This window comes from Bradyrhizobium sp. AUGA SZCCT0222, assembly GCF_018130205.1.
In the GTDB taxonomy this organism is placed as follows: Bacteria; Pseudomonadota; Alphaproteobacteria; order Rhizobiales; family Xanthobacteraceae; genus Bradyrhizobium.
Genome location: NZ_JAFCLX010000003.1, coordinates 37,794 through 59,040, shown reverse-complemented (window position 1 = coordinate 59,040; position 21,247 = coordinate 37,794). Strand labels below are relative to the sequence as shown.

Genomic DNA, 21,247 nt, shown 5'->3' with positions numbered 1-21,247 from the left:
CATCGAGTCTACGCGACCTTTCAACCGGGAGGCGCCGCCACCTGGGGGTACTCCGTATGGCTGACCTGAACGGGATAAGTGGCAGTTGGGCCGTGCGGGGCAACGCTACCGGGGATCTCAGCTTTCGGTCGAGGCGAGCGCCGTCTGACCGGCAATCTCGTCGGCTCGCCAGCAGCGGACCGCGTGTCCGTCGGGACGCGTTTCAAGCGATGGCCGGGGCTCGCGACGACACACGGCTTCGGCATAACGACAGCGCGGACTGAACGCACAGCCGTCCGGCGGATTGAGCGGATTGGGAAGCTCGCCCGGTGTCGTAGCGAGCGGCGCGCGGCGCAGCGGATCGGGAATGGCGGCAATGAGGGTCTGCGTATATGGGTGCGCCGGCCGTTCGAAGATCTCGCGCCAGTGGCCGCTCTCCACAATGCGTCCGAGATACATGACGGCGACCCGGTCGCTCATGTGCTCGACCACGCCGAGGTCGTGGCTGATCATGATGTAGGAGAGGCCGAGCGTTTCCTTCAATTCCAGCAGCAGATTGATGATCTGGGCGCGGATCGAGACATCCAGCGCCGATACGGGTTCGTCACAGATGACAATCCTGGGATTGAGTATCAGCGCGCGGGCGATGCCGATGCGCTGACGCTGGCCGCCCGAGAATTCATGCGGGTAGCGGCCGGCTTGCTCGGGCCGCAGGCCGACATGCCTGAGCATCGCCGCAACGCGTGCGTCGATTTCGCTTTTGGCGGTTACGCCGTGCAGGCGCAGCGGATCTTCCAGCGTGCGGCGAACGGTCTGGCGTGGATTGAGCGAGGCGTAGGGATCCTGAAACACGATTTGCACGATGCGGGCCAATGCCTTTCGATCGCCGGATTGCCGCCCCGTCACGACCTGGCCGTCCAGCACGATGCGGCCCCGCGTCGGCGCCTGCAGGCCCAGTATCGAAAGCGCCACCGTCGACTTGCCGCATCCGGATTCGCCGACCAGACCGAGGCATTCACCGCGCTTCAGTTGGAGATCGACGCCGTCGACCGCACGGAGCAGCCGCCGGCCGCCGCCCAGCAAGCCGCCGCCGACGGGAAAATGAACCGCGAGATCCTCCACGCTGAGGATGACATCGTCGCCGGGCCTCGCCGCAGGTTCATGCATGGTGATGGCACCTGACTAACCCGCCTGCACCGAGCCAGGTCGTCTCCGGCTCGGTGGTCCGGCAAATGTCGGTCGCCCGCGCGCAGCGCGGATTGAACCGGCAGCCGTCCGGGAAATCCGTGATCGCCGGCACGACGCCCGCGATCTCCGTCAGCCGCGTCCGGCCAAGCGCCGCGCGGCTCCCCAGCCGCGGCAGCGAGTCGACCAGGCCTTGCGTATAGGGATGCGCGCTGGCGCGGAAGATGTCGTCCGAGCCGCGCTCCTCGACGATGCGGCCGGCATACATGACGGCGACGCGGCGGCAGACATTGGCGACCAGGCCGAGATCGTGGCTGATCATCAAAATGGCGGTGCCTCTCTCGGCGCATAGATTGCGCATCAGCTCGATGATCTCGGCCTGCACGGTGACGTCGAGCGCGGTTGTCGGCTCGTCGGCGATCAGAAGATCCGGCCCGCATGCGAGGGCGATGGCGATCATCACGCGCTGGCGCATGCCGCCTGAAAGCTGGTGCGGGTAATCCTTCACCCGCTGTTCGGGTGCGGGGACGCGGACGCTGGCCAGCGCCTCGACCGCCAGCTGGTTGGCTTCCCGCCAGTCCTTGCCCTGGTGCAGCACGAACATCTCGGCGATCTGCCGGCCTACGGGCGAGACCGGATTGAGCGCCGTCATCGGCTCCTGGAAGATCATGGCGATACGATTGCCGCGCAGCGCGCGTTGCTCGGCCGCCGAAAGTCTCTGGATTTCCCGGCCGTCAAATCGTATGGCGCCGGCGCCGATCGAAAGCGGCTGGCGCAACAGGCCGATCAAAGCGAGCGCCGTAATGCTCTTGCCGCAGCCGGATTCGCCGACGAGTCCAAAGGTCTCGCCACGGTCGATGCGGAATGAAACGCCCTCGACCGCCGCGACATGGCTGGATCGATAGTTGAGATCGATGCGCAGATCCTCGACTTCGAGCAGCGGAGGCCCCGTCATGTGCGCCGGCTCCGCGACTGTGGATCGAGAATGTCACGCAGGCCATCGCCGAGCAGATTGAGCCCCAGTACCGTCAAGAAGATGGCGAGGCCGGGGAAGATCGAGAGCCACGGCGCCGTCGTGATCTGGTCGCGGGCCTCCGAGAGCATGCTGCCCCAGCTTGGATAGGGCGGGCGGACGCCGAGGCCAAGGAATGAAAGCGCGGCTTCGGCCAGTATCGCGCCGCCCATGCCCAGCGTGCCGATGACGATGATCGGGCCAACCATGTTAGGCAGCAGCTGCGTGATCATGATGCGCATATCGCCGTAGCCAAGCACCCGTGCAGCCTGCACATAACCCTGGCTCTTGAGCGACAGCGTCGACGCCCGTGCGATCCGGCAGGTGAAGGACCAGTTGGTCAACCCGAGCGCGATCAGCAGGCTGGTCAGGCCGGGTCCAAGGACCGCCATGATGGCAAGCGCGAAGATCAGCGACGGGATCGCGAGCATGAGATTGGTCAGCCCGTTGACGAAATCGTCCCACCAGCCGCCCCAATAGCCCGCGGTCAGGCCCAGTGTCACGCCGATGACGCTGTTGACGAGTTGCGAGACGATGCCGACCGTCAGCGAGATGCGCGCGCCATGCACGACGCGGGAATAGATGTCGCGGCCCTGCGCGTCGGTGCCGAACCACCATATCCAGCTCGGCGGCTCCTCGGCATTCAGCAGGTTGGCATCCATGACGGGATCGGTATGCGCCAGCCAGGGCGCGAGCAGGCCGACGAAGATCGCAAGCGCGAACAACGCCCCGCCGATGACGAGATTGGCGCCTAACCTCATGCGTATCGGATCCTCGGATCGATCACGCCATAGAGCAGGTCGATCAACACATTGATGGTCAGGAAGAACAACACCACCACGAGGATGGAGCCCTGGACGGCAGGAAGGTCGCGCTGCAGGACACTGTCGACCAGCAGCGAGCCGATGCCAGGCCAGGAGAACAGCTTCTCGACGACGACCGCCTGTCCCATCAACGCGCCGAATTGCAGGCCGATCGTGGTGAGGATGAGGACGAGCGCATTGCGCATCACATGCCACTTCACGACCCGGGTTTCGCTCATGCCTTTCGAGCGCGCGGTGCGGACAAAATCCGCGGTCATGATCTCGAGAACCGCGGCGCGCGTCGTCCGCGCCAGCAGCGCCATGGGCGAGACACCGAGGGTCACGGCCGGCAGGATCAGATATTTGAGCCCGCCATCGCCATAGCCGAAACTCGGCAGCCAGCCGAGTTTCAACGCAAACAGGTACATCAGCAGCAGCCCGAGCCAGAATTTGGCCATTGAAAGCCCCGACACCGCCAGGACCATCGAGAGCGTATCGACGAAGCTGCCCGGCCGCAGCGCTGCGATGAAACCCAGCGGTACGCCGATCACAATCGCAAACGTCATGGACGCGAATATCAATTGCAGCGTCGGCCACATCCGTTTGGCGAGCATGGTCGTGACCGGCTCGCGGGTCCGGAACGACGTCCCGAAATCGCCGGTCGCGAGCTTGGCAATGTAGGAGCCGAAGCGGATGTAGACGGGATCGTCGAGGCCGAGCTGCTTTTTCATACGCTCCACGACCTGCGGGTCCGTCGGGCCGCGGCCGTCATCGTTCATGCTCGATATGATGCTGCCCGGTACGACGCTGAACAGCACAAAGATCACCAGCACGACAGCCAGTACGGTCGGAACGGTTTGCAGAATTCGACGGATCGCGAACGAAAGCATTAGACCTGTTCCTCCCTCCCTCTATCGTTTTTTGCGCTTTTTGCGTTTTTGCGATGGAGGGAGGGCGAGAGCGCGTGTCACTTGTAGGTCACTTGGCGGGCGAGGTCTCGTCGACCCAGAGGTCTTCGACGTTTTGATGCGTCAGTTCGGTCGCGTTCAACTGAATCCCCTTGAGCCACGGCTGCACCGCCATGACCGCCTTGTTGTAGTTGAAAAACCACACCGGCGCTTCGTCATAGAGCAGGGCATTGGCCTTTTGCAGCAGCTGGACGCGCTTTGCGGCGTCGTCGGTCTGCCCGGCCTCATCGATCAGCTTGTCGAATTCCGCGTTCTTGAAGCTCGTGTAGTTGCAGGCCGATTGCGGCGTCGACGAGTGGAAGCATTTGAGGGCGGCCTGGGGATCCGGGCCGGTCGCCTGGGAATAGATGAAGGCCTGGAATTCGCCCTTGCGGGCGACCTCCGCCAGCACCGCGGTCTCGACCTGCTTGACCTTCACCTTGATGCCCACTCTGTCCAGCATCGGGATAATCGCCTCGACGATCGGCATGCCCCAGCTTTCATTCTGACTTGCCGTCCATTCGAATTCAAAGCCGGTGGGATAGCCCGCGTCCGCGAGCAACTGCTTCGCCTTTGCGGGATCGAAGGCGTAGGGCTTGATGGTCTTGTCGTAAGCGGGTGAGGTCAGAGGCAGCCAACTGGTGGCGCGATAGGCCTTGTTCTTGACCAGCTTGCTGATGATCAGATCGGCATCGATCGCATGGTTGATAGCCTGCCGAACCCGCTTGTCGGAGAACGGTTTGAATGCGGGATTCATCCCCATGTAGCGCGTGAAGACCTCCGCGACTTCGACGATGGTGCCCTTGAGGGCGGGGTCGGCCTGATAGGCGACATACTGCGCGGGTCCGAGCACCGAGGTGTCGATTTCCTTGTTGCGGAAGGCGACGTCGCGTGCCGCGGCTTCGCTCATGAGCGACACGATCATTTTGTCCGCGTAGGGCTTGCCGGGCTTGTAAAACCTGTCCCACCGTTCCAGAACGGCGCGCGATCCCGGCACGTGCTCGACGAATTTGAATGGCCCAAGGCCGATCGGCTTCTGGATGAAGCTGTCCTTCGCGCCCTCGTCGGCGGGATAGATCGACGTTATCGCGTTGAAGAAGTAGAAGCCTGGATCGACTTTCTCGGTCAGCTTCATTTCGAGCGTGAAGTCGTCGATTTTCTTCAGGCCGGAGATTTCCTTGGCTTTGCCCTTCTCGACCTCGGATGCGCCCTCGATCACGCGGACAAAACGCGCGCCGGGAAACGCCTTGGTGCCGTCCATGATGCGATTGTAGGACCAGATGATGTCGTCGGCCGTCATCTTGCGACCATGGTGGAAATAGGCGTCGTCGCGCAGCTTGAAGGTATGAACAAGTCCACCGCCCGACACGGTGACCTCCCTGGCAAGCTCCAGAACCGGCTTGCCGTCAGCGGAGTTCCAGATGTAGAGCGACCGGTGCAGGCCCTTGGCGACGATCTCGTCCTGGGCGCGCTGGGTCGTATGAATGTCCATGCTGGTGAAACTTGAGCCATAGGGCGCCGTCATCCGAATGACGCCTCCCTTGCGCGGTGTCTGGGCCTCCGCCGTGACGGAGAGCGCCAGTCCGAAACCAGCCACGATCGCAATCTTCTTGAACATCATGTTTTTCTCCAACCGTGCAGGAGCATTCCGGTCCGAGAGTTGATCACTCGCGGCATATCGAGCGCAAGGTCCTCGTTTCGTGTTGCTGACGATCTTGCAGCCTCAAGGCGAGAAGGGGCGACCGCAGGAAGACAGCACGCGGTGCGCCATCTGGTCCGGGATGTCTTCGCGTTCGCCGGAATCGATTTGACCGCTCCCGCTCCCTTGGCGCGCAACTTGTGCGGGCGTGTAAGCGATTGCGATTGAATGGATTTTCGGTTCCGTGCTGGGCCCGTAAAGCCGGGGTTCCGAAAGACGAAATAACCGTCCTAAGCCTTGATGCCGATTCCTGATGGCGGTCCACCCGGGCCGGCGCCATCACCAAGCCAGAAATCTCAAGACTAACCGCCGCTCATCGCGAACTCCCAATACTTGTCCCAGCCGAGCTGCCGGTAGATCGCGCGGACTGTGCCAACCGGCACATCTCGCTTCGGATGAGTGACGATGGTGATCTTGTTCGATACCGGATGACGAAACCTGTGATGCGGAATTTATGCACTCCGGCCCGGTGGGAGGACGACGACGATCGCGCCTGGCTTCACCCGATTCACGAGATCAATGACGTCCTCATTGGTCATGCGGATGCAGCCGGACGAGATGGCATGGCCGATATATTCCGGCTGGTTGGTGCCGTGGATGCGGTACAGCGTGTCCTTGTTGCCTTCGTAAAGGTAGATGGCCCGCGCGCCCAGCGGATTGGCCGGGCCTCCGGCAACGCGCTTGGGATAAGGGCCGAGCCTGGCTTGGATCTCCGCCGTCGGAATCCAGTCCGGCCATTCAGCCATACGGCCAACCGTAGCGACGCCGGACCAGGCCAGCGCTTCCTCTCCCACCGTCACGCCGTAGCGGATAGCCTTGCCTCCCGGCAAAACGTAATACAGAAAGCGTGCGTTGGTATCGACCAGGATCGTACCCGGCTGCTCTTTTCGGATGTAGTCGACAATATGCCGGCGATAAGTCTCCGGAATACTCGCCTGCGCATAAGGCGCGTCGGCCAGCAACTGCCGGTCCCTCGGGGTCAAGCTGGCATTCGACGACGGAGCGAGCGTCGCTTGCATGCAGCTGCCGAGTAAAAACCCAAGCAACCCCACTAGGATCAACGCCAGTCCGGATCTCGGCACCGCGACCCCCAAAGCGCTAGACCGATCTATTTGCAGCTCAAATAGTGCTAAAATAATGGCGTCGTTGGAAAGCAACCCCCGCATAAAGGGGGGCAACCATCGAGTTCCGCGCTCGAATCGTCGACCTGCGTGCAGTCGCGGATCGTGAAGCCGAGCCTCAGACTCTCGTCGAACTTTCGAATGCTCCGCTCGAAGATCGGCAATGTCCGATGAGATGGTCAAGGCCTGGACGAACAGAAAGCCCGTGGTTCACACCCGCTCGACAAAACTATCGACCACCTTCTTCTCGCCGGCCTTCTCGAAGGCGATGGTGAGCTTGTTGCCGTCGATCTTCACGACGTTGCCGTACCCGAATTTCTGGTGAAACACGCGGTCGTCCAGCGAGAATTCCGAGACGGTGCCGGTGGATTTGGCGACCAGTTCGCCCTCGATCACCATCGGTCCGCGCTTGGTGCGGGAGAAGCCGCCGCCGAAGGAGGTATCGCTGCGCGAACCAGAGGTATCGCTGCGCGAACCAGAGGTTTCGCCGCGCGAACCTGAAAATGGCGACTGGCTTTCCTCAAAACCGTCCCGGGTCTGGCCGTGACGGCCGCCCTGATTGTTGCGCGCCCGATTGGCCTGCGCGCGTTGCCAGCCCGGCGTGGTGTAGCTGGAGCCGAAGGATTCCACATTGTCGAAGCGCGAGGCGCCGTAGCCGCCGCTGCCGCCCCAGCCCGAGCCGCCCTTGGATTCCGTGATCTCGACATTGTCAGCCGGCAATTCGTCGAGGAAGCGCGACGGGATCGTGGTCGTCCAGGTGCCGTGAATGCGGCGGTTGGTGGCGAAGTACAATTTGGCGCGGCGGCGGGCGCGGGTCAGCCCGACATGGGCGAGACGACGTTCTTCTTCGAGGCCGGCGCGGCCCTGTTCGTCGAGCGTGCGCTGGCTCGGAAACAGGCCTTCCTCCCAGCCGGGCAGGAACACGTTGTCGAACTCCAGACCCTTGGCCGAGTGCAGCGTCATCAGCGACACGGCTTCTTCCTCGGCGCCGCCGTCGCGGTCCATCACCAGCGAGATGTGTTCGAGAAAACCCTGCAGGTTCTCGAACTCCTCCATCGAGCGCACCAGCTCTTTGAGGTTATCGAGCCGTCCGGCGGCATCCGCGGAGCGGTCCTTCTGCCACATCTCCGTATAGCCGCTCTCGTCGAGCACGATTTCGGCGAGCTCCGTATGCGCGGTCACCTCGCGCTGGGCGCGCCAGCGGTCGAAATGCAGGATGAGGTCGCGCAAGGACCCGCGCGCCTTCGGCTTCAGCTCGTCGGTCTCGACCACGGCGCGGGCGGCCTCGAACAAGGGGATGCGGCGCTTGCGGGCGTGGTCGTGCAGCATCTGCACGGTCGCATCGCCGAGCCCGCGCTTGGGTACGTTGACGATGCGCTCGAAGGCAAGATCGTCGGCCGGCGAATTGATCACGCGCAAATACGCCAGCGCGTCGCGGATTTCGGCGCGCTCATAAAACCTTGGACCGCCGATCACGCGATAGGGCAGGCCGAGCGTGACGAAACGATCTTCGAATTCGCGCATCTGGAACGAGGCCCGCACCAGGATCGCGACCTCGTTGAGATTGTCGCCGGCGCGCTGCAGTTCCTCGATCTCCTCGCCGATGGCGCGGGCTTCCTCTTCGGAATCCCAGGAGCCGGTCACGGTGACCTTCTCGCCGTCGACATCCTCGGTGCGCAGTGTTTTGCCGAGCCGGCCTTCATTATGCGCGATCAGATGCGAGGCGGCGGCGAGGATATGACCGGTGGAGCGGTAATTGCGTTCGAGACGAATGACTTTCGCGCCGGGAAAATCGTGATCGAAGCGCAGGATGTTGTCGACCTCCGCGCCGCGCCAGCCATAGATCGACTGGTCGTCGTCGCCGACGCAGCAGATGTTTTTCGGCGGCGCATTCGATTGCGCTTCTGTCATTCCGGGATGCGCTGAAAGCGCAGACCCGGAATCTCGAGGTGAGTCCTCTTCATCTCTGGATTCCGGGTTCAGGCCTTCGGCCTGCCCCGGAATGACGGGCGAGGGGATGACGGCTGGATCAAGCGGCCCCGGAATGACGGCCGAGAGCGACTGCGCCTTCGAAGGCGACGGCGCCTGCGACAGCAGCCGCAGCCACAGGTACTGCGCGACGTTGGTGTCCTGATATTCGTCGACCAGGATGAACTTGAACCGGCCCTGGTATTGCCGGAGCACGTCAGGGTGCTCGCGGAACAGGCGGATGTTCTCCAGCAGCAGATCGCCGAAATCGGCGGCGTTGAGGATCTTCAGCCGCTCCTGATAGCTGGCGTAGAGCTTGCCGCCCTTGCCGTTGCCGAATACAGCCGCTTCGCCCGCCGGCACCTGCGACGGCGTCAGGCCACGGTTCTTCCAGCCGTCGATCAGCCCGGCCAGCATCCGCGCCGGCCATCGCTTGTCGTCGATGTTCTCGGCCTGCAGCAATTGCTTGAGCAGGCGGACCTGGTCGTCGACGTCGAGCACGGTGAAGTTGGATTTCAGCTGCACCAGCTCGGCGTGGTAGCGCAGGATGCGCCCGCCGATGGAGTGGAAGGTGCCGAGCCATGGCATGCCCTCGACGGCCTGGCCGAGCATCTGGCCGAGCCGCAGCTTCATCTCGCGCGCGGCCTTGTTGGTGAAGGTCACGGAGAGGATTTCGTGCGGCCGCGCCCGGCCCTGGCTCAATATATGGGCGATGCGGGTGGTCAGCACGCGCGTCTTGCCGGTGCCGGCCCCGGCCAATACCAGCACCGGGCCGTCCAGCGTCACGACCGCGTCGCGCTGCTCCGGATTGAGCCCGCTGAGATATTGCGGGGCCGCCGTGGCGCGCGCACGCGCGGCGATGCCGCCAGCTGCGGGCTGGTGCTCGGGAACGCCGTGATGGGGCAGCTTGCTCGGCTCTGTCATGCGAATCGTCTTGTCCCCACGATGGCACCGTGAGGCGGTGAAGGGGAGCCTTCTTAGCAGGGATTAAGCGCCATATAGGGCCTGTCCGGCCATTTTGACAGGTTTAATCCGGCGTTATCCCGGGACCGTTTTTCGCAGGCGCCCGCGATTTTGTTCCGCCATTTCGGCAAATATTCACGGTTTCGCACCCAGGAACCATCGCTGCCGGGATGGATTATTTTGGCATGAGCTGGCGCGATCCTCTTAACCGCGCCGATCGCAACCAAACAGAGGTCGTGTCATGCTGAGCTGGGTCGTTACGTTTCTGGTCGTCGCATTGATCGCAGGTATTTTGGGCTTCGGCGGCATTGCCGGCGCCTCCATCGAAATCGCCAAGGCGATCTTCTTCATCGCCATCATCCTGTTCCTGGTCTCGGCGGTGGTCGGTCTGGTGCGCGGACGGACGCGGGTCTAGCCGCAACCGTTAGTTTCGAGCGCTATTTCGAGGGCATCGCCACCTTTCGGCCGGTGCCCTCGGGACGTGGGACGGCCGCGTGGCTACCCACCACTGCCTGGATGCGGGCGCGGATATCAGGTGGAAACGGCGCGGCCTTGCGCGCGTTCATGTCGATATGAATGGTCATGTTCTCCGAAGTCGCGGAGATCCAGCCCTCGGTGGCGTGGCGCAGCTCTTCAAACGTATGAATGCGCTTTTCGTCTGCGGCGAGCAGATAGACCGTGACCTGCACGGGATCGCCGAGGTGAATCTCGCGCAGATAGCGCACATGGCATTCGGCGGTGAAGGTCGAGCCGTGGCGCTCCTTCATGTACGCAGGGCCGATCCCGAGATGCAGCCACATTTCGTCGATCGCGCGGTCCATCATCACGTTGTAGTAGGCCATGTTGAGATGGCCGTTGTAATCGATCCATTGCGGCTCGATCTGCATCACCGAGGACAGAAACGGTGCTGAAGGCAGGGGCATATCGGATAGGTTATTCTTGGCGGCTGAAGCTGAAGTCATCATCCATCCCTGTTTGGCCGATCTCTCTTGACCCCTCATATATCCTTTGCCACGGTCCGCTCAAAGCCGGGAGGAATTTTGCGTGGCGATGACGATATCGGGCAATGAGAAGCGGCCGGAGCCGCAGGCGCTGGCAAGCGCGCTTGAGGCGCTGGCGGCGCGGTTCGGCAACCGGCTGATCACCTCGCAGGCGGTGCGCGAGCAGCATGCCCATACCACCACCTGGCTGCCGACCCAGCCGCCCGACGCGGTGGTGATGGCGCAGGAAACCGCCGATATCCAGGACGTGGTGCGGATCTGCGCCAAGCACACCGTTCCCGTGATCGCGTTCGGCACCGGCACCTCGCTGGAGGGGCAGGTCAACGCGCCGGCCGGCGGCATCTGCATCGATCTGCACGACATGAACAAGGTGCTGGCAGTCCATGCCGACGACCTCGATTGCGTGATCCAGCCCGGCGTGACCCGCAAGGCGCTGAACGAGCATCTGCGCGACCAGGGCGTGTTCTTCCCGATCGATCCGGGCGCCGACGCCTCGCTCGGCGGCATGGCCTCGACCCGCGCCTCCGGCACCAACGCGGTGCGCTACGGCACCATGCGCGACAACGTGCTGGCGCTGAAAGTCGTGCGCGGCGACGGCGAAATCATTACCACGGGCACGCGGGCCAAGAAATCCTCCGCCGGTTACGATCTGACGCATCTGTTCGTCGGCGCCGAGGGCACGCTCGGCATCATCTCCGAACTCACGATAAAACTGCGCGGCATTCCGGAGACGATCGCGGCCGCGGCCTGTTCGTTCGAGACCGTGCGTGGCGCCTGCCAGGCGACGATCCTTGCCATTCAAACCGGCATTCCCGTTGCGCGCATCGAGCTGCTCAACGCCGAGCAGGTGCGCGCCTGCAATTCCTATTCGAAACTGACGCTGCCGGAGACGCCGTTGCTGCTGCTGGAATTCCACGGCAGCGCCAATGAGGTCGCGGAGCAGTCGAAGAACTTCAAGGAAATCGCCGGCGAATGCGGCGGCGGTGATTTCACCTGGACCACCAAACCGGAGGACCGCACCAAACTCTGGCAGGCGCGGCACGACGCCTACTGGTCGGTGAAGGCGCTGCGTCCCGGCGCCGGCGTGGTGGCTACCGACGTCTGCGTGCCGATCTCGCGGCTGGCCGATTGCGTCACCGAGACCGAGGAGGATCTGAAGCGGCTCAATCTGCTGTCGCCGATCGTCGGTCACGTAGGCGACGGCAATTTCCACTGCTCGCTGGTCTGCGACGTCGACAACGCCGACGAGATGGCCCGCGGCGAGGATTTCATGCACCGCCTGGTCGAACGCGCGCAGGCGATGGGCGGCACCTGCACCGGCGAGCACGGCATCGGCCAGGGCAAGCAGAAATACCTGAAAGCCGAACTCGGTGATGAGGCGATCGACGCCATGCGCGCGCTGAAGAAGGCGCTCGATCCGCAGAACATCTTCAATCCCGGGAAGATCGTGCCGGCGGTTTAGGGCCGGGCGCAAACTCTCCCGCGAATTCCCCGAAGGCTCCCCCACTTGCCGCTTCGCAAGTGGAACTTTTGCTCACTGCCGGCGTCTGTCTGTTGCCGCAAAACGTCAGCGATTGTCGCAAGGGAGCGTGCCATGTCCAAACCGGCAATCGGAATGGTGGTCTTTGTTGTGGCGACCCTGCTTTCGGGCATGGCGATCGGCAAAGGTGGAGGTCACGGTGGGGGCCACGGCGGTGGTCATGGCCACGGGCATGGCGGGGGTCACCATGGCCGAGCCCACGGTGGCGGGCACGGGCATTTCGGCGGGCATCACCGTCATTTTCGCGGTCACCACGGCGGCGGCAAGTTCGCGATATCCCGTTCGCATTCGCGCGGCGGTTTTCGCGGCCATCGCGACTTCGCCCGGCGCGGAGGCCCAAATCTCAGCCAGATCCGCAACGCCTCGGTACGATCCGGAAACTTCCGCCATGCGATGAATTCGCTGTCGCGCGCTAGCGGGTTGCGTGGCGGGCGTCTGCTCAGCAATCCCATGGCGCGGGCACAGATCGCCGCCGGTCTCGCCGTTGCGGGCTGGCATCAGGGCCGCGGCGGAGGCGGGTGGTGGCAACACGGCAATGGCGGCTATGGGTGGGTTGGTCCGCTGTTCTGGCCGTTCGCCTATCACGACATCTACGATTACACGATCTGGGGAGACCGCATCGGCTTCTGGGACTACGGCTACACCGATATTTACGCCGGAATATTCGCGCCCTACGGCTACGATGCCTTGACCGGCTATCTGGCACAGCGGCCGTCCGGCCGCAGACATCGCGGGCCCGCCCCGCTGGCGCAAATGTGCGGTGATGACAGGCGCGCCGTCGCCGGCCTGCCCATCGATCAAATCCAGCTCACCGTTCTGCCGACCGAAACGCAATTTGTCGCGCTCGACGAACTCGGCAATGCATCGATCGCGGCTGCGCAGAACATTCGTGCGGCATGCCCGTCGCAAATCGTATTGACGGCGCCGGGCCGGCTCAGCGCCATGCAGCAGCGGATCGAGGCAATGATTTCGGCGGTCGCCACGGTGCGGCCACCGCTGGAGAAGTTCTATGGAATGCTGGACGACGAGCAGAAGGCCCGCTTCAACGCGCTCGCGCAGGACCAGCGCAGGATATCCGTGGCCAACAATGCGAGGAGCCAATCTGTCCAGGTGCCTGCGCAAGGGACCGAACAGGGCTGTGGCGTGGCGCGGTCTGCCGCCATGGCATGGCCAGCCAGCGAGATCGAAACCAGGTTGCGTCCGAACGAGACCCAGCGCTCCACCCTGCAAGTGCTTCAGGATACCAGCGCCGAGGCCGCCGAGATATTGAAGGCGGCCTGTCAGCCGGGCGATGTGATGACGCCGCCAGCGCGCTTCGCCGCCATCGCCAAGCGGCTCGATACCATGCTGCAAGCCGTCAAGCAGGTGCGCGCTGCTTTGGAGGATTTTTACGCCACGCTGGACGATGAACAGAAGGCGCAGTTCGAGGCGATCGGACCAAGGCGACCATCGTAGATGGTCGCCCGAGATCATGGAGGCCGGCTGCACGCCACGAGCAACGAACCGGATTTGCAAACCTCTGTTGCCGGAATGTCACCACCGATTGATTTTCCCGGATGAGAATGCGGCCGCTGATCGTACGATCGCATTGTTTGTCTCGCAAACACGCTGGCTGCTGATTCCATGCAATGGTTCAAAAAGGACGCACCCGCACCCAAGGAGATCTGGGACGAGCCCATCGAGGGGCCGATCGGCGATATCCAGGCTGCGCACAAGATACGGGAAATCTGCCGTTCTGCGGCCAGTAGTGCGGAAAAGATCAGCGGTGCTGCCGACCGTTCGCACGCGAAAATCAAGTTCGAAGTCGAACGTTATGAGCGCGCTGCGAAAGTCGCTATGCAAATTGCCATAAAGATTTCCGATGGTCTGTTGCGTGACACCGCAGTGCGCCATATCCTCGAACTCTGCCTCCAGGCCAATCACACCACGACCGCGCGAACGCTGTTTCGCGCCATCCAGTCCAAATCGATCAGCGACGACGTGCTGAAGCAGCATCCTTCGCTGGGCACGGCGTAGGCCAGCCGCGGGGGCGTCACGCAGACCTCGCTTTATCCAGTGCTATATTGATGCTCATCGTTTCTTTGTATTGAAAAAGGCATTGCCTCTAAAGCCTTGCATTCGGAAGTCACACATGCTCGACGGCATTATGAAGTATCTTCTCCTGGCATTTCTCGCCGTTTCAGCGACCTCCGCCTTCGCTCAGACTAGAAACCCTGCGGACAGCCTAGCATACACCGAATGGCAGCTGACGGAGTATACAGCCTACACCAAAAAGTGCTTCCTCAAGCAGCCGGGTAAAGTCCGAAATAAGCTCGCATTGCACGTTACGATTGGTTCTGACGGCATGATCGTCGGGGAGCCGGAAGTATTGTCTCCAATCGACACTGATGATTTCCGAGCTGACGTCCAAATTGCGCTTAAGAAGCTGCGAGGATGCCAGCCGTACATCGTTGACCCTTTCAGACGCGTGCGAGAAGGCTTTACTCAAGTCTTCAAATTCGAACACGAGGAAATGCATCTGAGCATGACCGACGCCATTAGAGCGACTTTCGAGAAGTGCTGGAAGCGGCCGCGGACGGGGCCGACAATTTGGGTGAAGCTCAGCTACAAACCCGACGGCACGATGGCGAGCCGACCAGGTTTAGTGAACCCTGATAAATCTGACGCATATTCGCAGGCCGCATCTGAGTTGTTACGACAGCTCGAAAAATGTCCCCCAGTACGGTTTCCAAAGGACGTTCACGTAAATCCAAATCGTTTTATTGATTGGTCTTTTCCGAGTTATCAAAACGCAGGTGTCTCTAGGTCAAAGAAGTGACGAAATCTGACAGGACCAAAGCGGCCTTGTGCGCTTATGCATGCCATCGTTTGGACTGCCCCGTTTTTGATAGCGCACGCTTCTGGCCCTTGGCAGCATGCTGGAGGTTAACCCCGAGGTCCGCTCCCGGGTGTAGCGCTGTCATCTCGAATTCCGGAGCTTCCGGGTATTTATGAGCGCACGCCCTATTTCGCCGGCACTGCCGTAATCGCTTTGCGGATCGCCGCCAGCGGCGCGGCGTCGTCAAATTCGAGGCTTTCGCCCTGCGGCTTCAGGCCGAGGTCGCGCCACAGGCCCGCGAGATCGGGCGTCACGGGCTTTGAACCCATCTCGCCATGAAGCGTAGCCAGAACGTCGACGCCGACGGCCTTGTCGGCGGTGGAGAGAATGCGATCGAGCGGCCAATCCTTTTCATGATTGCCGCCCGAGGCGAGGACGCCGCGCATGGCGTCCTGCAGGCCGAGGCGATTATTCGTTCGCTTGCGGATTTCGATGTCCGCGAGCAGGCAGAACAGCGCGCCGCCCCAATATCTCCGGCCCCAGGTGTCGGTGTTGTCGAGGCCCTGATCGCCGGCCTGCGGCAAGCCCTTCGGCATGTCGCGCATCATCGCCTGCCAGACCTCCACTGCCGTGAGGTCACCGGCCTGCACCCGCGCCACCGGCTCGATATAGACGGCAAGACCTTCCGACAGCCACGTGTGGCGATGGTTCAGATCGGGCAGGGCGGTGTGCACCATCTCGTGCACCATCACCCAGTCGCGCCGCAAAACCTCCTCGGTGGAATCGCGGCCGAGCGGAATGCGGATCGCGGCGCCGCGATAGCCCCAGGTCGTGCCGCCGCGAATGCGGGCGCCGTCGACCGGCACCAGCAGCAGCCGCAGCTGTTCGACGGGAAACCGGCCATAATAGATGGCGACGGCCTTTGCCGACATCCGGACCCAGTCGAGGACCTTTTCTCTCGGCAGCGCCAACTCGCCGGGCGCAAATCCGACATGGATGGTGCTGCCTTCGATTTCGATATCGGTCTTGGGCATCCGGTCGAACGCGTCATACGGCATCCTGTCGCCGCGCATATATTCCGATTGCGCATCGGCGCGGGACGAAATCAGGCATGCCGGCATGGCTGTGAGGACGGCGGTCAACACGATCCAGCTGATGCCGCCGAGGGTTTTCATCGCGACACTGAGGTGGAAACAGCCGTCAGGGTGCCCGATGTAATCCAGCCGTGCAGATAGCCCGCGCCGCGCGCTGCCGCGCCATCGGGATCGTCATAGGTAGCTAACATCTCGCAGAGCACGCCGAACGGAATGCCGTTCGCGGCCTCGTCCCACATCATCGCCTCTTCAGCGGGGAGTTCGCGGAACATCGGCGTGGTGTCCTGGCGCCAGATCAGGATGCGCGCCGGTTCTTCCAGCGTGGCCGCGTCCGGTGGCGTCTCGTTGTTCTTGAGCGCCATCCAGACCGCGGACGCGTTGGTCGACAAATCGAGCCTGGCCGCGCTCGGATGCGGCCGGAATGTGAGGTCGTTCCATTGCTCCGGCGCAAACGCGGCCATGGCGGTGAGGTCAAGCAGCTCACCTTCCGCGGCGTCGAAGGCGTCGTTGAGCGCTTTCTCCAGCGCTGCGAGATCAGCGAGAACAGGATGGTTGCAATAGGGTTCTACCGATCTCAAAAACTCCGGCAGGCCTTGCGAGAACCAGCGCAGGTTCGGATGTTCTGAGGGGCGCGCCTTGACATAGGCATGACCCATCTCGTCGAACGTCTCATCGCCGAGATACGAATGCAGCAGCTCATGGTCGTTACCAAGCGCCTCCACCAGCCGCGAGCCATAGGCATAGCGATAGACGCCGTACAGCGTCTCGCGTTTCTCGCGGGGGCTGTCGAGGATTTCGGCGAGCACCGTGTCGTCGCCGGTCAGGATGCCGCGCTGGAAATCAGCCTGCTGCCGCGCGAAGTCGCTCATCCCGCCTGCTTGCCCAAGGGCGGCAAGACCTTCTTCGCGATCTCGCGAGTGCGGTTTATTTCCAGAACAAGCTCGTCGAGCGGCGGGATGTTGTCGTCGCGCTCGATCATGGTCGAGACCCGGCCGAAGCGCTTGATGGCCGCGACATAGAGATCCCAGACGTCTTCGCAGACGGGATGATCGTGGGTGTCGATGATGTGGGTGCCCATGTGGCTGTGGCCGGCCATGTGGAATTGCACGACGCGGTCCGCAGGAATCCCGTTAAGGAAGGTCATGGGGTCATAGCCGTGGTTGAAGGCGCTGACATAGACGTTGTTGATGTCGAACAGCAGCCAGCACCCGGAGCGGCGCGACAATTCCGCAAGGAATTCCCATTCCGTCATTTCGGAATTGTTGAACTGGACATAGGTCGAGACGTTTTCGAGCACGATGGCGCGGCCGAGGAAATCCTGCACCAGCTGCACGCGGCTGACCACGTGGTCGAGCGCCTCGTTGGTATAGGGGATCGGCAAGAGATCGTGCAGGTTCTTGCCGTGGACGCCGGTCCAGCACAAATGGTCGGAAATCCATTTTGGTTCGACACGCCTGGCGAGATCTTTCAGGCCCTGCAGATATTCGAAATTCGGCGGCGCGGTCGATGCGATCGAGAGCGACACGCCATGCATCACGACGGGATAGCGTTCGCAAATCCGGTCAAGTACGCGCAGCGGCTGGCCGCCGGGCAGCATGTAGTTTTCGCTGATGACTTCAAACCAGTCGATCGGCGGGTTTCCGCCGAGGATCTCGTCGTAGTGTTGCGCGCGCAGGCCGAGCCCGAAGCCAAGGAAAGGTGGCTTATCCGACTGCAACGGACGCTCAAGCGCCGCCGGGGAGTTGGGCAATCTGCTTGCGACGTTCATGTCGTCTCCGCTTCGCGCATCGCGATCAGGCGATGGCTATTGCCTCAAATTACCATGGAAAGGGGACCCGGCATACACCGGGCCCCGTTCCGGATTACCTCGATCAGGCGGGCGAATACTTGCCCTTGGCGGCGTCGCACTTCTCCTTGGTCATGGCGGAGAAGCCCTGACCCTTGCAGGCGTTCTGGCCTTTGCAGGCGCTCGCGCCGCCCTTGCAGGCGCTCTGGCCCTTGCAGGCGTTGGCGCCGACGCATTTGCCTTCGCCGGCGGCGTAGGTGACGGTCGACATCGTCGCGCCAGCCAGGAACAGAGTGGCTGCAGCGGCGGCAATCGTGGCGCCGGATTTGGAAGTCATCTTCATGGACGTCTCCTCGAGAAAGAAGTGTGAAGGTGCACCACCCGCAAGCCACTGACATCAGGACCGACAGATGGTACCCGGGGATAAATACGCGGCGGGTTTGGCTAGGTTACACGGCGAGCGAAATTTATTTCAATGATCGGCGGGCTTAAGTGAAACATTCCCGGGCTGGAATTGGACCGTGAAGGCCCGGCACGATGCCGGGCCCTTTTTGCGTCAATTCGGGACGATCAGGCCTTGACGAACTTGCCGCCCATGGCGGTGCACGCCTTCTCGGTGGTCATCGAGAAGCCCTGACCCTTGCAGGCATTCTGGCCCTTGCAGGCGCTCGAGCCGCCCTTGCAGGCGCTCTGGCCTTTGCAGGCGTTACCGACCATGCACTTGCCGGCCGCGGCGTTTGCAGAGGTCGACCCGGTCGACACAACCGCGCCGGCGAGGAACAAAGTGGCAGCGGCGGCTGCGAGCGTCGCACCGGATTTTGTATTCAACTTCATGACGTTCTCCTCGATGATTGTTTTGACGACAATAGGACGCCGTGAGCGTTCGATGACCTTGATATCATCGACCCGCACAACGCTAAGGAAGCAACGGATGCCAATCAGATCGCGGTGGCTCGCGAAGGCCGTTAGCCTCCGTGATTTGAGTGCTCATCCGGACACAGCTACGGGGCATCGGGCGATTTGGTTACAGAGTTTCGAAAGAAATTTTTCTTTTCTTGGATTTGGATGACCCGTCCATGTCCAACCCCCGATGCATTGGGAGTATTTCGTTGCGCGGCAGAATGGCAACAGAAGCCGTTCGCGCGGGAAAATCGGTAAGCTTCAATGACCGGTGGCGGCAAATCTCGTTGCGTTGCACAACGGGAGTGTTGGCTGCTGCGCGAGCGTGTGCTCCGTAAGACGCCGGCGTGCGGCCGCGACCTCAGACGGCGGCGCCGAGCTGAGCGAGCAACTCTCCGATCAGCTTGCGCCCGTCGGCGTCCTGCGTCATCGCCAACGCATTGCGATAGTCCGCGATCGCAAGGTCGAACCGCCGCATCATCCGGTAGGTCAGCGCGCGGTTGCGCAGAAAGGCGGGATTTGCGGGATTGATCTCGATCGCCTGCGTGAAGTCGGCGATGGCAAGGTCGTATTTGCGCAAGGTATGATGGAGCTGGCCGCGGTTGCTGAGGGCGCCGGCGTGTCGCGGCGCGATCTGCAGCACCTTGCCGTATTCCGCGATGGCCAGCTCTTCGAAACGGCCCTCGTTGACGAAGGCGTCGAAATCGGAGCCGGCCTTCTGCTGCAACGCCGCTGCCCGGCCGAAGTAGGCATTGCCCCACTTTGGATTGATCACGATCGCGGCGTCGTAATCCTGCATCGCGCGGTCGACGCGGCCCTTGTCCCGGTAGGCGTCGCCGCGGTTGGTGAAGGCAAGGGGATCGTTGGGATTGAGCCGGATCGCCTGGTCGAACTCCGCGATCGCGCGGTCGAGCTGCTTCTGGCGCAGGAACGCGACACCGCGGCTGTTGAACGGGCCATGGGCGGTCGGATGGGCTCTTGTAGCCGCATCGAAATCCGCCACCGCCCGGTCGTAGACGCCGAGGGCCAGATTGGCGTTGCCGCGGATGAGGTAGACACGGGCGAGTTCCCTGGCCTCGGCGGGCGGCGCGTTCGTGATGACGAATGAGCAGGCCGCAGCCCTCGGGGCGGGCGGGGTGGCATTGTCCAGGCAGATGCGCTGCTGCGCTTCGGCCTGCGCGCCTGCCGGTGCCAGGATGATTGTGACGGCGGTGAGAAGCACACGGGCAAGCACCCGCATCGCGCGCTCCATGTTTCCTGACTGTCCCGTTGCTGATCCAGGCTGCTGCGTCGCTTTCATGTCATGAGCGTCCTGGCTGGCGCGCGATCGTTTCGGAAGCCGTCTGGGGCGTGGACTTGGCGCGCGCTTCGTCCTGCAGACGCCGGTTGGTCTCGGCGTTGCGGCGAACGAGCGTTCCGATCGCCCGCGCGATTTCGTCGTCGTGCCGGCCGAGCACGCAGCCGCCCATCGCGATCGCGCCATAGTCGAGCACCGCGTGGCGCTTCGGGTCGGTGGCTTCGACGAGCAGGTGGGGGACCACGTGGCCGGCCTGTCGCAGGGTCTGCACCATGAGGGTCTGCTGAACGGCGGTCGGCACTTGCTGGTCGTTCGGGTCGCTGATGACCATCATGCGCAAGGCGCGGTTCTGCGCGAGCCATTGCACCTTTCCCGTGATGTCGAAATAAGTCCTTGCGGGATCGCCCGGCTTTGCGGGACCCCGGGTCACGATCTGTCCCGAGCCGGAAATCAGGCAGGCGACGTCGCGCCGCATCTCGGCCAGGCCGAACACAAGACGGCCTCCGCCGGACTCCCCGAACAGATGGAAGCCTTCGAACTGGTAGCGTTGCCGCAGCGCCTCAAGCGCCATGTCCATCAGGTGCAGCTCGACGAGGGTCTTGCGTGACAGATGGGTGCCGGAGGTGCCCTCGACGCCGATGCGTCCAAGATAGATCGCCGTGGTCTTCGCCATTTTCGAAAAATGGTCGGCGATAGCGACGAGTTTGTCGGTGTTGACGTCACTGGCCTTGGACGGATCTGCCCAGGCCCAACGGGTCGGATCAACCGGACCGTTGTGATCGCCGTTCAGAATGATGACCGGGCGCGAGCCCTGGCCTCCAGCGGTGGAAAGATAATAGCGGACGCAGAAATCCTGGCTGTAGACGTTGAGCCAGAAGGTCTGCGGTTTCGCGACGCACTCTTCGCGCGTCATCGTGATCCCGCGCAGCGAGTCTTCCTTCCTGATAATCTCCGCGCCGGCAGGGTTGGCCAAAAACACCGAAACGGCCAGCAGCATCGCTGCGAGCGAGCCGCGCGCCACATTCGACCAGCAAGCATATTTTGAGCGAGCCATGACGACCAACACCGGTTCATTCCAGTTGGCCGTTTGTCGCTGGATGGGGGTGGAGGCGCTGTGATGCTGGTCACATTGGG

General features: G+C 62.5%; 21 protein-coding genes. 5 read left to right on the top strand and 16 right to left on the bottom strand.

Annotated features, from left to right (window positions below):
- Positions 1–117: 117 nt before the first annotated feature.
- The 8 genes from JQ629_RS03105 to JQ629_RS03070 all read right to left on the bottom strand — a co-directional run bounded on the left by JQ629_RS03105 (position 118) and on the right by JQ629_RS03070 (position 9,638).
- On the bottom strand, positions 118–1,146 hold the full coding sequence (locus JQ629_RS03105) for an ABC transporter ATP-binding protein (protein ID WP_212411099.1): 1,029 nt from the start codon (positions 1,144–1,146) through the stop codon (positions 118–120).
- Positions 1,139–2,119, bottom strand: coding sequence for an ABC transporter ATP-binding protein (locus JQ629_RS03100; RefSeq protein ID WP_212411097.1), 981 nt, complete (start codon positions 2,117–2,119; stop codon positions 1,139–1,141). Before JQ629_RS03100 ends, JQ629_RS03105 begins: the two co-directional genes overlap by 8 nt.
- On the bottom strand, positions 2,116–2,937 hold the full coding sequence (locus JQ629_RS03095; RefSeq protein ID WP_212411095.1) for an ABC transporter permease: 822 nt from the start codon (positions 2,935–2,937) through the stop codon (positions 2,116–2,118). Before JQ629_RS03095 ends, JQ629_RS03100 begins: the two co-directional genes overlap by 4 nt.
- Positions 2,934–3,869, bottom strand: a complete 936-nt coding sequence (locus tag JQ629_RS03090) for an ABC transporter permease (RefSeq protein WP_212411094.1) — start codon at positions 3,867–3,869, stop codon at positions 2,934–2,936. The genes JQ629_RS03095 and JQ629_RS03090 overlap by 4 nt, the downstream gene beginning before the upstream one ends.
- A gap of 88 nt (positions 3,870–3,957) precedes the next feature.
- On the bottom strand, positions 3,958–5,547 hold the full coding sequence (locus JQ629_RS03085) for an ABC transporter substrate-binding protein (protein ID WP_212411092.1): 1,590 nt from the start codon (positions 5,545–5,547) through the stop codon (positions 3,958–3,960).
- Between the two features lie 380 nt (positions 5,548–5,927).
- On the bottom strand, positions 5,928–6,077 hold the full coding sequence (locus JQ629_RS36950; RefSeq protein WP_212411411.1) for a type II toxin-antitoxin system HicA family toxin: 150 nt from the start codon (positions 6,075–6,077) through the stop codon (positions 5,928–5,930).
- Entirely contained in the window at positions 6,078–6,707 is a 630-nt protein-coding gene (locus JQ629_RS03075) for a L,D-transpeptidase (protein ID WP_212411409.1), read from the bottom strand. It abuts the gene before it with no gap.
- Between the two features lie 249 nt (positions 6,708–6,956).
- On the bottom strand, positions 6,957–9,638 hold the full coding sequence (locus tag JQ629_RS03070; RefSeq protein WP_212411090.1) for an ATP-dependent helicase: 2,682 nt from the start codon (positions 9,636–9,638) through the stop codon (positions 6,957–6,959).
- A gap of 280 nt (positions 9,639–9,918) precedes the next feature.
- Here JQ629_RS03070 and JQ629_RS03065 point away from each other — a divergent pair, with 280 nt between their 5' ends.
- Positions 9,919–10,092 (top strand): DUF1328 domain-containing protein, encoded by a 174-nt coding sequence (locus JQ629_RS03065; protein ID WP_212266403.1) that lies wholly within the window; start codon positions 9,919–9,921, stop codon positions 10,090–10,092.
- A gap of 22 nt (positions 10,093–10,114) precedes the next feature.
- Here JQ629_RS03065 and JQ629_RS03060 read toward each other — a convergent pair whose 3' ends face one another.
- A complete protein-coding gene (locus JQ629_RS03060; protein WP_502752263.1) occupies positions 10,115–10,639 on the bottom strand; it encodes a thioesterase family protein in 525 nt (174 codons plus the stop codon).
- 88 nt (positions 10,640–10,727) lie between these two features.
- Here JQ629_RS03060 and JQ629_RS03055 point away from each other — a divergent pair, with 88 nt between their 5' ends.
- From JQ629_RS03055 to JQ629_RS03040, 4 genes are all read left to right on the top strand, one after another.
- Positions 10,728–12,140 (top strand): FAD-binding oxidoreductase, encoded by a 1,413-nt coding sequence (locus tag JQ629_RS03055; protein ID WP_249134807.1) that lies wholly within the window; start codon positions 10,728–10,730, stop codon positions 12,138–12,140.
- Between the two features lie 132 nt (positions 12,141–12,272).
- Positions 12,273–13,673, top strand: a complete 1,401-nt coding sequence (locus JQ629_RS03050; protein WP_212411088.1) for a Spy/CpxP family protein refolding chaperone — start codon at positions 12,273–12,275, stop codon at positions 13,671–13,673.
- Positions 13,674–13,841: 168 nt separating this feature from the next.
- The gene (locus tag JQ629_RS03045; protein WP_212411087.1) at positions 13,842–14,234 is read left to right on the top strand and encodes a hypothetical protein; all 393 of its coding nucleotides are present in this window, start codon (positions 13,842–13,844) and stop codon (positions 14,232–14,234) included.
- Positions 14,235–14,349: 115 nt separating this feature from the next.
- Positions 14,350–15,036, top strand: a complete 687-nt coding sequence (locus JQ629_RS03040; RefSeq protein WP_212411086.1) for a hypothetical protein — start codon at positions 14,350–14,352, stop codon at positions 15,034–15,036.
- Positions 15,037–15,221: 185 nt separating this feature from the next.
- Here JQ629_RS03040 and JQ629_RS03035 read toward each other — a convergent pair whose 3' ends face one another.
- The 7 genes from JQ629_RS03035 to JQ629_RS03005 all read right to left on the bottom strand — a co-directional run bounded on the left by JQ629_RS03035 (position 15,222) and on the right by JQ629_RS03005 (position 21,167).
- On the bottom strand, positions 15,222–16,211 hold the full coding sequence (locus JQ629_RS03035; RefSeq protein ID WP_249134788.1) for a gluzincin family metallopeptidase: 990 nt from the start codon (positions 16,209–16,211) through the stop codon (positions 15,222–15,224).
- On the bottom strand, positions 16,208–16,999 hold the full coding sequence (locus JQ629_RS03030) for an HvfC/BufC N-terminal domain-containing protein (RefSeq protein ID WP_212411085.1): 792 nt from the start codon (positions 16,997–16,999) through the stop codon (positions 16,208–16,210). The genes JQ629_RS03035 and JQ629_RS03030 overlap by 4 nt, the downstream gene beginning before the upstream one ends.
- Positions 16,996–17,898: an MNIO family bufferin maturase gene (gene bufB, locus JQ629_RS03025; protein ID WP_212411084.1), complete on the bottom strand. Its 903-nt coding sequence runs from the start codon at positions 17,896–17,898 to the stop codon at positions 16,996–16,998. The genes JQ629_RS03030 and bufB overlap by 4 nt, the downstream gene beginning before the upstream one ends.
- Before the next feature lie 103 nt (positions 17,899–18,001).
- On the bottom strand, positions 18,002–18,259 hold the full coding sequence (bufA2, locus tag JQ629_RS03020; protein ID WP_249133163.1) for a BufA2 family periplasmic bufferin-type metallophore: 258 nt from the start codon (positions 18,257–18,259) through the stop codon (positions 18,002–18,004).
- Between the two features lie 227 nt (positions 18,260–18,486).
- On the bottom strand, positions 18,487–18,750 hold the full coding sequence (bufA2, locus tag JQ629_RS03015) for a BufA2 family periplasmic bufferin-type metallophore (protein ID WP_212001595.1): 264 nt from the start codon (positions 18,748–18,750) through the stop codon (positions 18,487–18,489).
- 427 nt (positions 18,751–19,177) lie between these two features.
- Entirely contained in the window at positions 19,178–20,056 is an 879-nt protein-coding gene (locus tag JQ629_RS03010; protein ID WP_212411082.1) for a tetratricopeptide repeat protein, read from the bottom strand.
- A gap of 61 nt (positions 20,057–20,117) precedes the next feature.
- A complete protein-coding gene (locus JQ629_RS03005; protein WP_212411080.1) occupies positions 20,118–21,167 on the bottom strand; it encodes a hypothetical protein in 1,050 nt (349 codons plus the stop codon).
- Positions 21,168–21,247: the final 80 nt, after the last annotated feature.

Bases quoted from the DNA above. Each gene is read 5' to 3' on its own strand.
- JQ629_RS03105 (WP_212411099.1), bottom strand. From the start codon at position 1,146: ATGCATGAACCTGCGGCGAGGCCCGGCGACGATGTCATCCTCAGCGTG.
- JQ629_RS03100 (WP_212411097.1), bottom strand. From the start codon at position 2,119: ATGACGGGGCCTCCGCTGCTCGAAGTCGAGGATCTGCGCATCGATCTC.
- JQ629_RS03095 (WP_212411095.1), bottom strand. From the start codon at position 2,937: ATGAGGTTAGGCGCCAATCTCGTCATCGGCGGGGCGTTGTTCGCGCTT.
- JQ629_RS03090 (WP_212411094.1), bottom strand. From the start codon at position 3,869: ATGCTTTCGTTCGCGATCCGTCGAATTCTGCAAACCGTTCCGACCGTA.
- JQ629_RS03085 (WP_212411092.1), bottom strand. From the start codon at position 5,547: ATGATGTTCAAGAAGATTGCGATCGTGGCTGGTTTCGGACTGGCGCTC.
- JQ629_RS03070 (WP_212411090.1), bottom strand. From the start codon at position 9,638: ATGACAGAGCCGAGCAAGCTGCCCCATCACGGCGTTCCCGAGCACCAG.
- JQ629_RS03065 (WP_212266403.1), top strand. From the start codon at position 9,919: ATGCTGAGCTGGGTCGTTACGTTTCTGGTCGTCGCATTGATCGCAGGT.
- JQ629_RS03060 (WP_502752263.1), bottom strand. From the start codon at position 10,639: ATGACTTCAGCTTCAGCCGCCAAGAATAACCTATCCGATATGCCCCTG.
- JQ629_RS03055 (WP_249134807.1), top strand. From the start codon at position 10,728: ATGACGATATCGGGCAATGAGAAGCGGCCGGAGCCGCAGGCGCTGGCA.
- JQ629_RS03050 (WP_212411088.1), top strand. From the start codon at position 12,273: ATGTCCAAACCGGCAATCGGAATGGTGGTCTTTGTTGTGGCGACCCTG.
- JQ629_RS03045 (WP_212411087.1), top strand. From the start codon at position 13,842: ATGCAATGGTTCAAAAAGGACGCACCCGCACCCAAGGAGATCTGGGAC.
- JQ629_RS03040 (WP_212411086.1), top strand. From the start codon at position 14,350: ATGCTCGACGGCATTATGAAGTATCTTCTCCTGGCATTTCTCGCCGTT.
- JQ629_RS03035 (WP_249134788.1), bottom strand. From the start codon at position 16,211: ATGAAAACCCTCGGCGGCATCAGCTGGATCGTGTTGACCGCCGTCCTC.
- JQ629_RS03030 (WP_212411085.1), bottom strand. From the start codon at position 16,999: ATGAGCGACTTCGCGCGGCAGCAGGCTGATTTCCAGCGCGGCATCCTG.
- bufB (WP_212411084.1), bottom strand. From the start codon at position 17,898: ATGAACGTCGCAAGCAGATTGCCCAACTCCCCGGCGGCGCTTGAGCGT.
- bufA2 (WP_249133163.1), bottom strand. From the start codon at position 18,259: ATGAAGATGACTTCCAAATCCGGCGCCACGATTGCCGCCGCTGCAGCC.
- bufA2 (WP_212001595.1), bottom strand. From the start codon at position 18,750: ATGAAGTTGAATACAAAATCCGGTGCGACGCTCGCAGCCGCCGCTGCC.
- JQ629_RS03010 (WP_212411082.1), bottom strand. From the start codon at position 20,056: ATGCGGGTGCTTGCCCGTGTGCTTCTCACCGCCGTCACAATCATCCTG.
- JQ629_RS03005 (WP_212411080.1), bottom strand. From the start codon at position 21,167: ATGGCTCGCTCAAAATATGCTTGCTGGTCGAATGTGGCGCGCGGCTCG.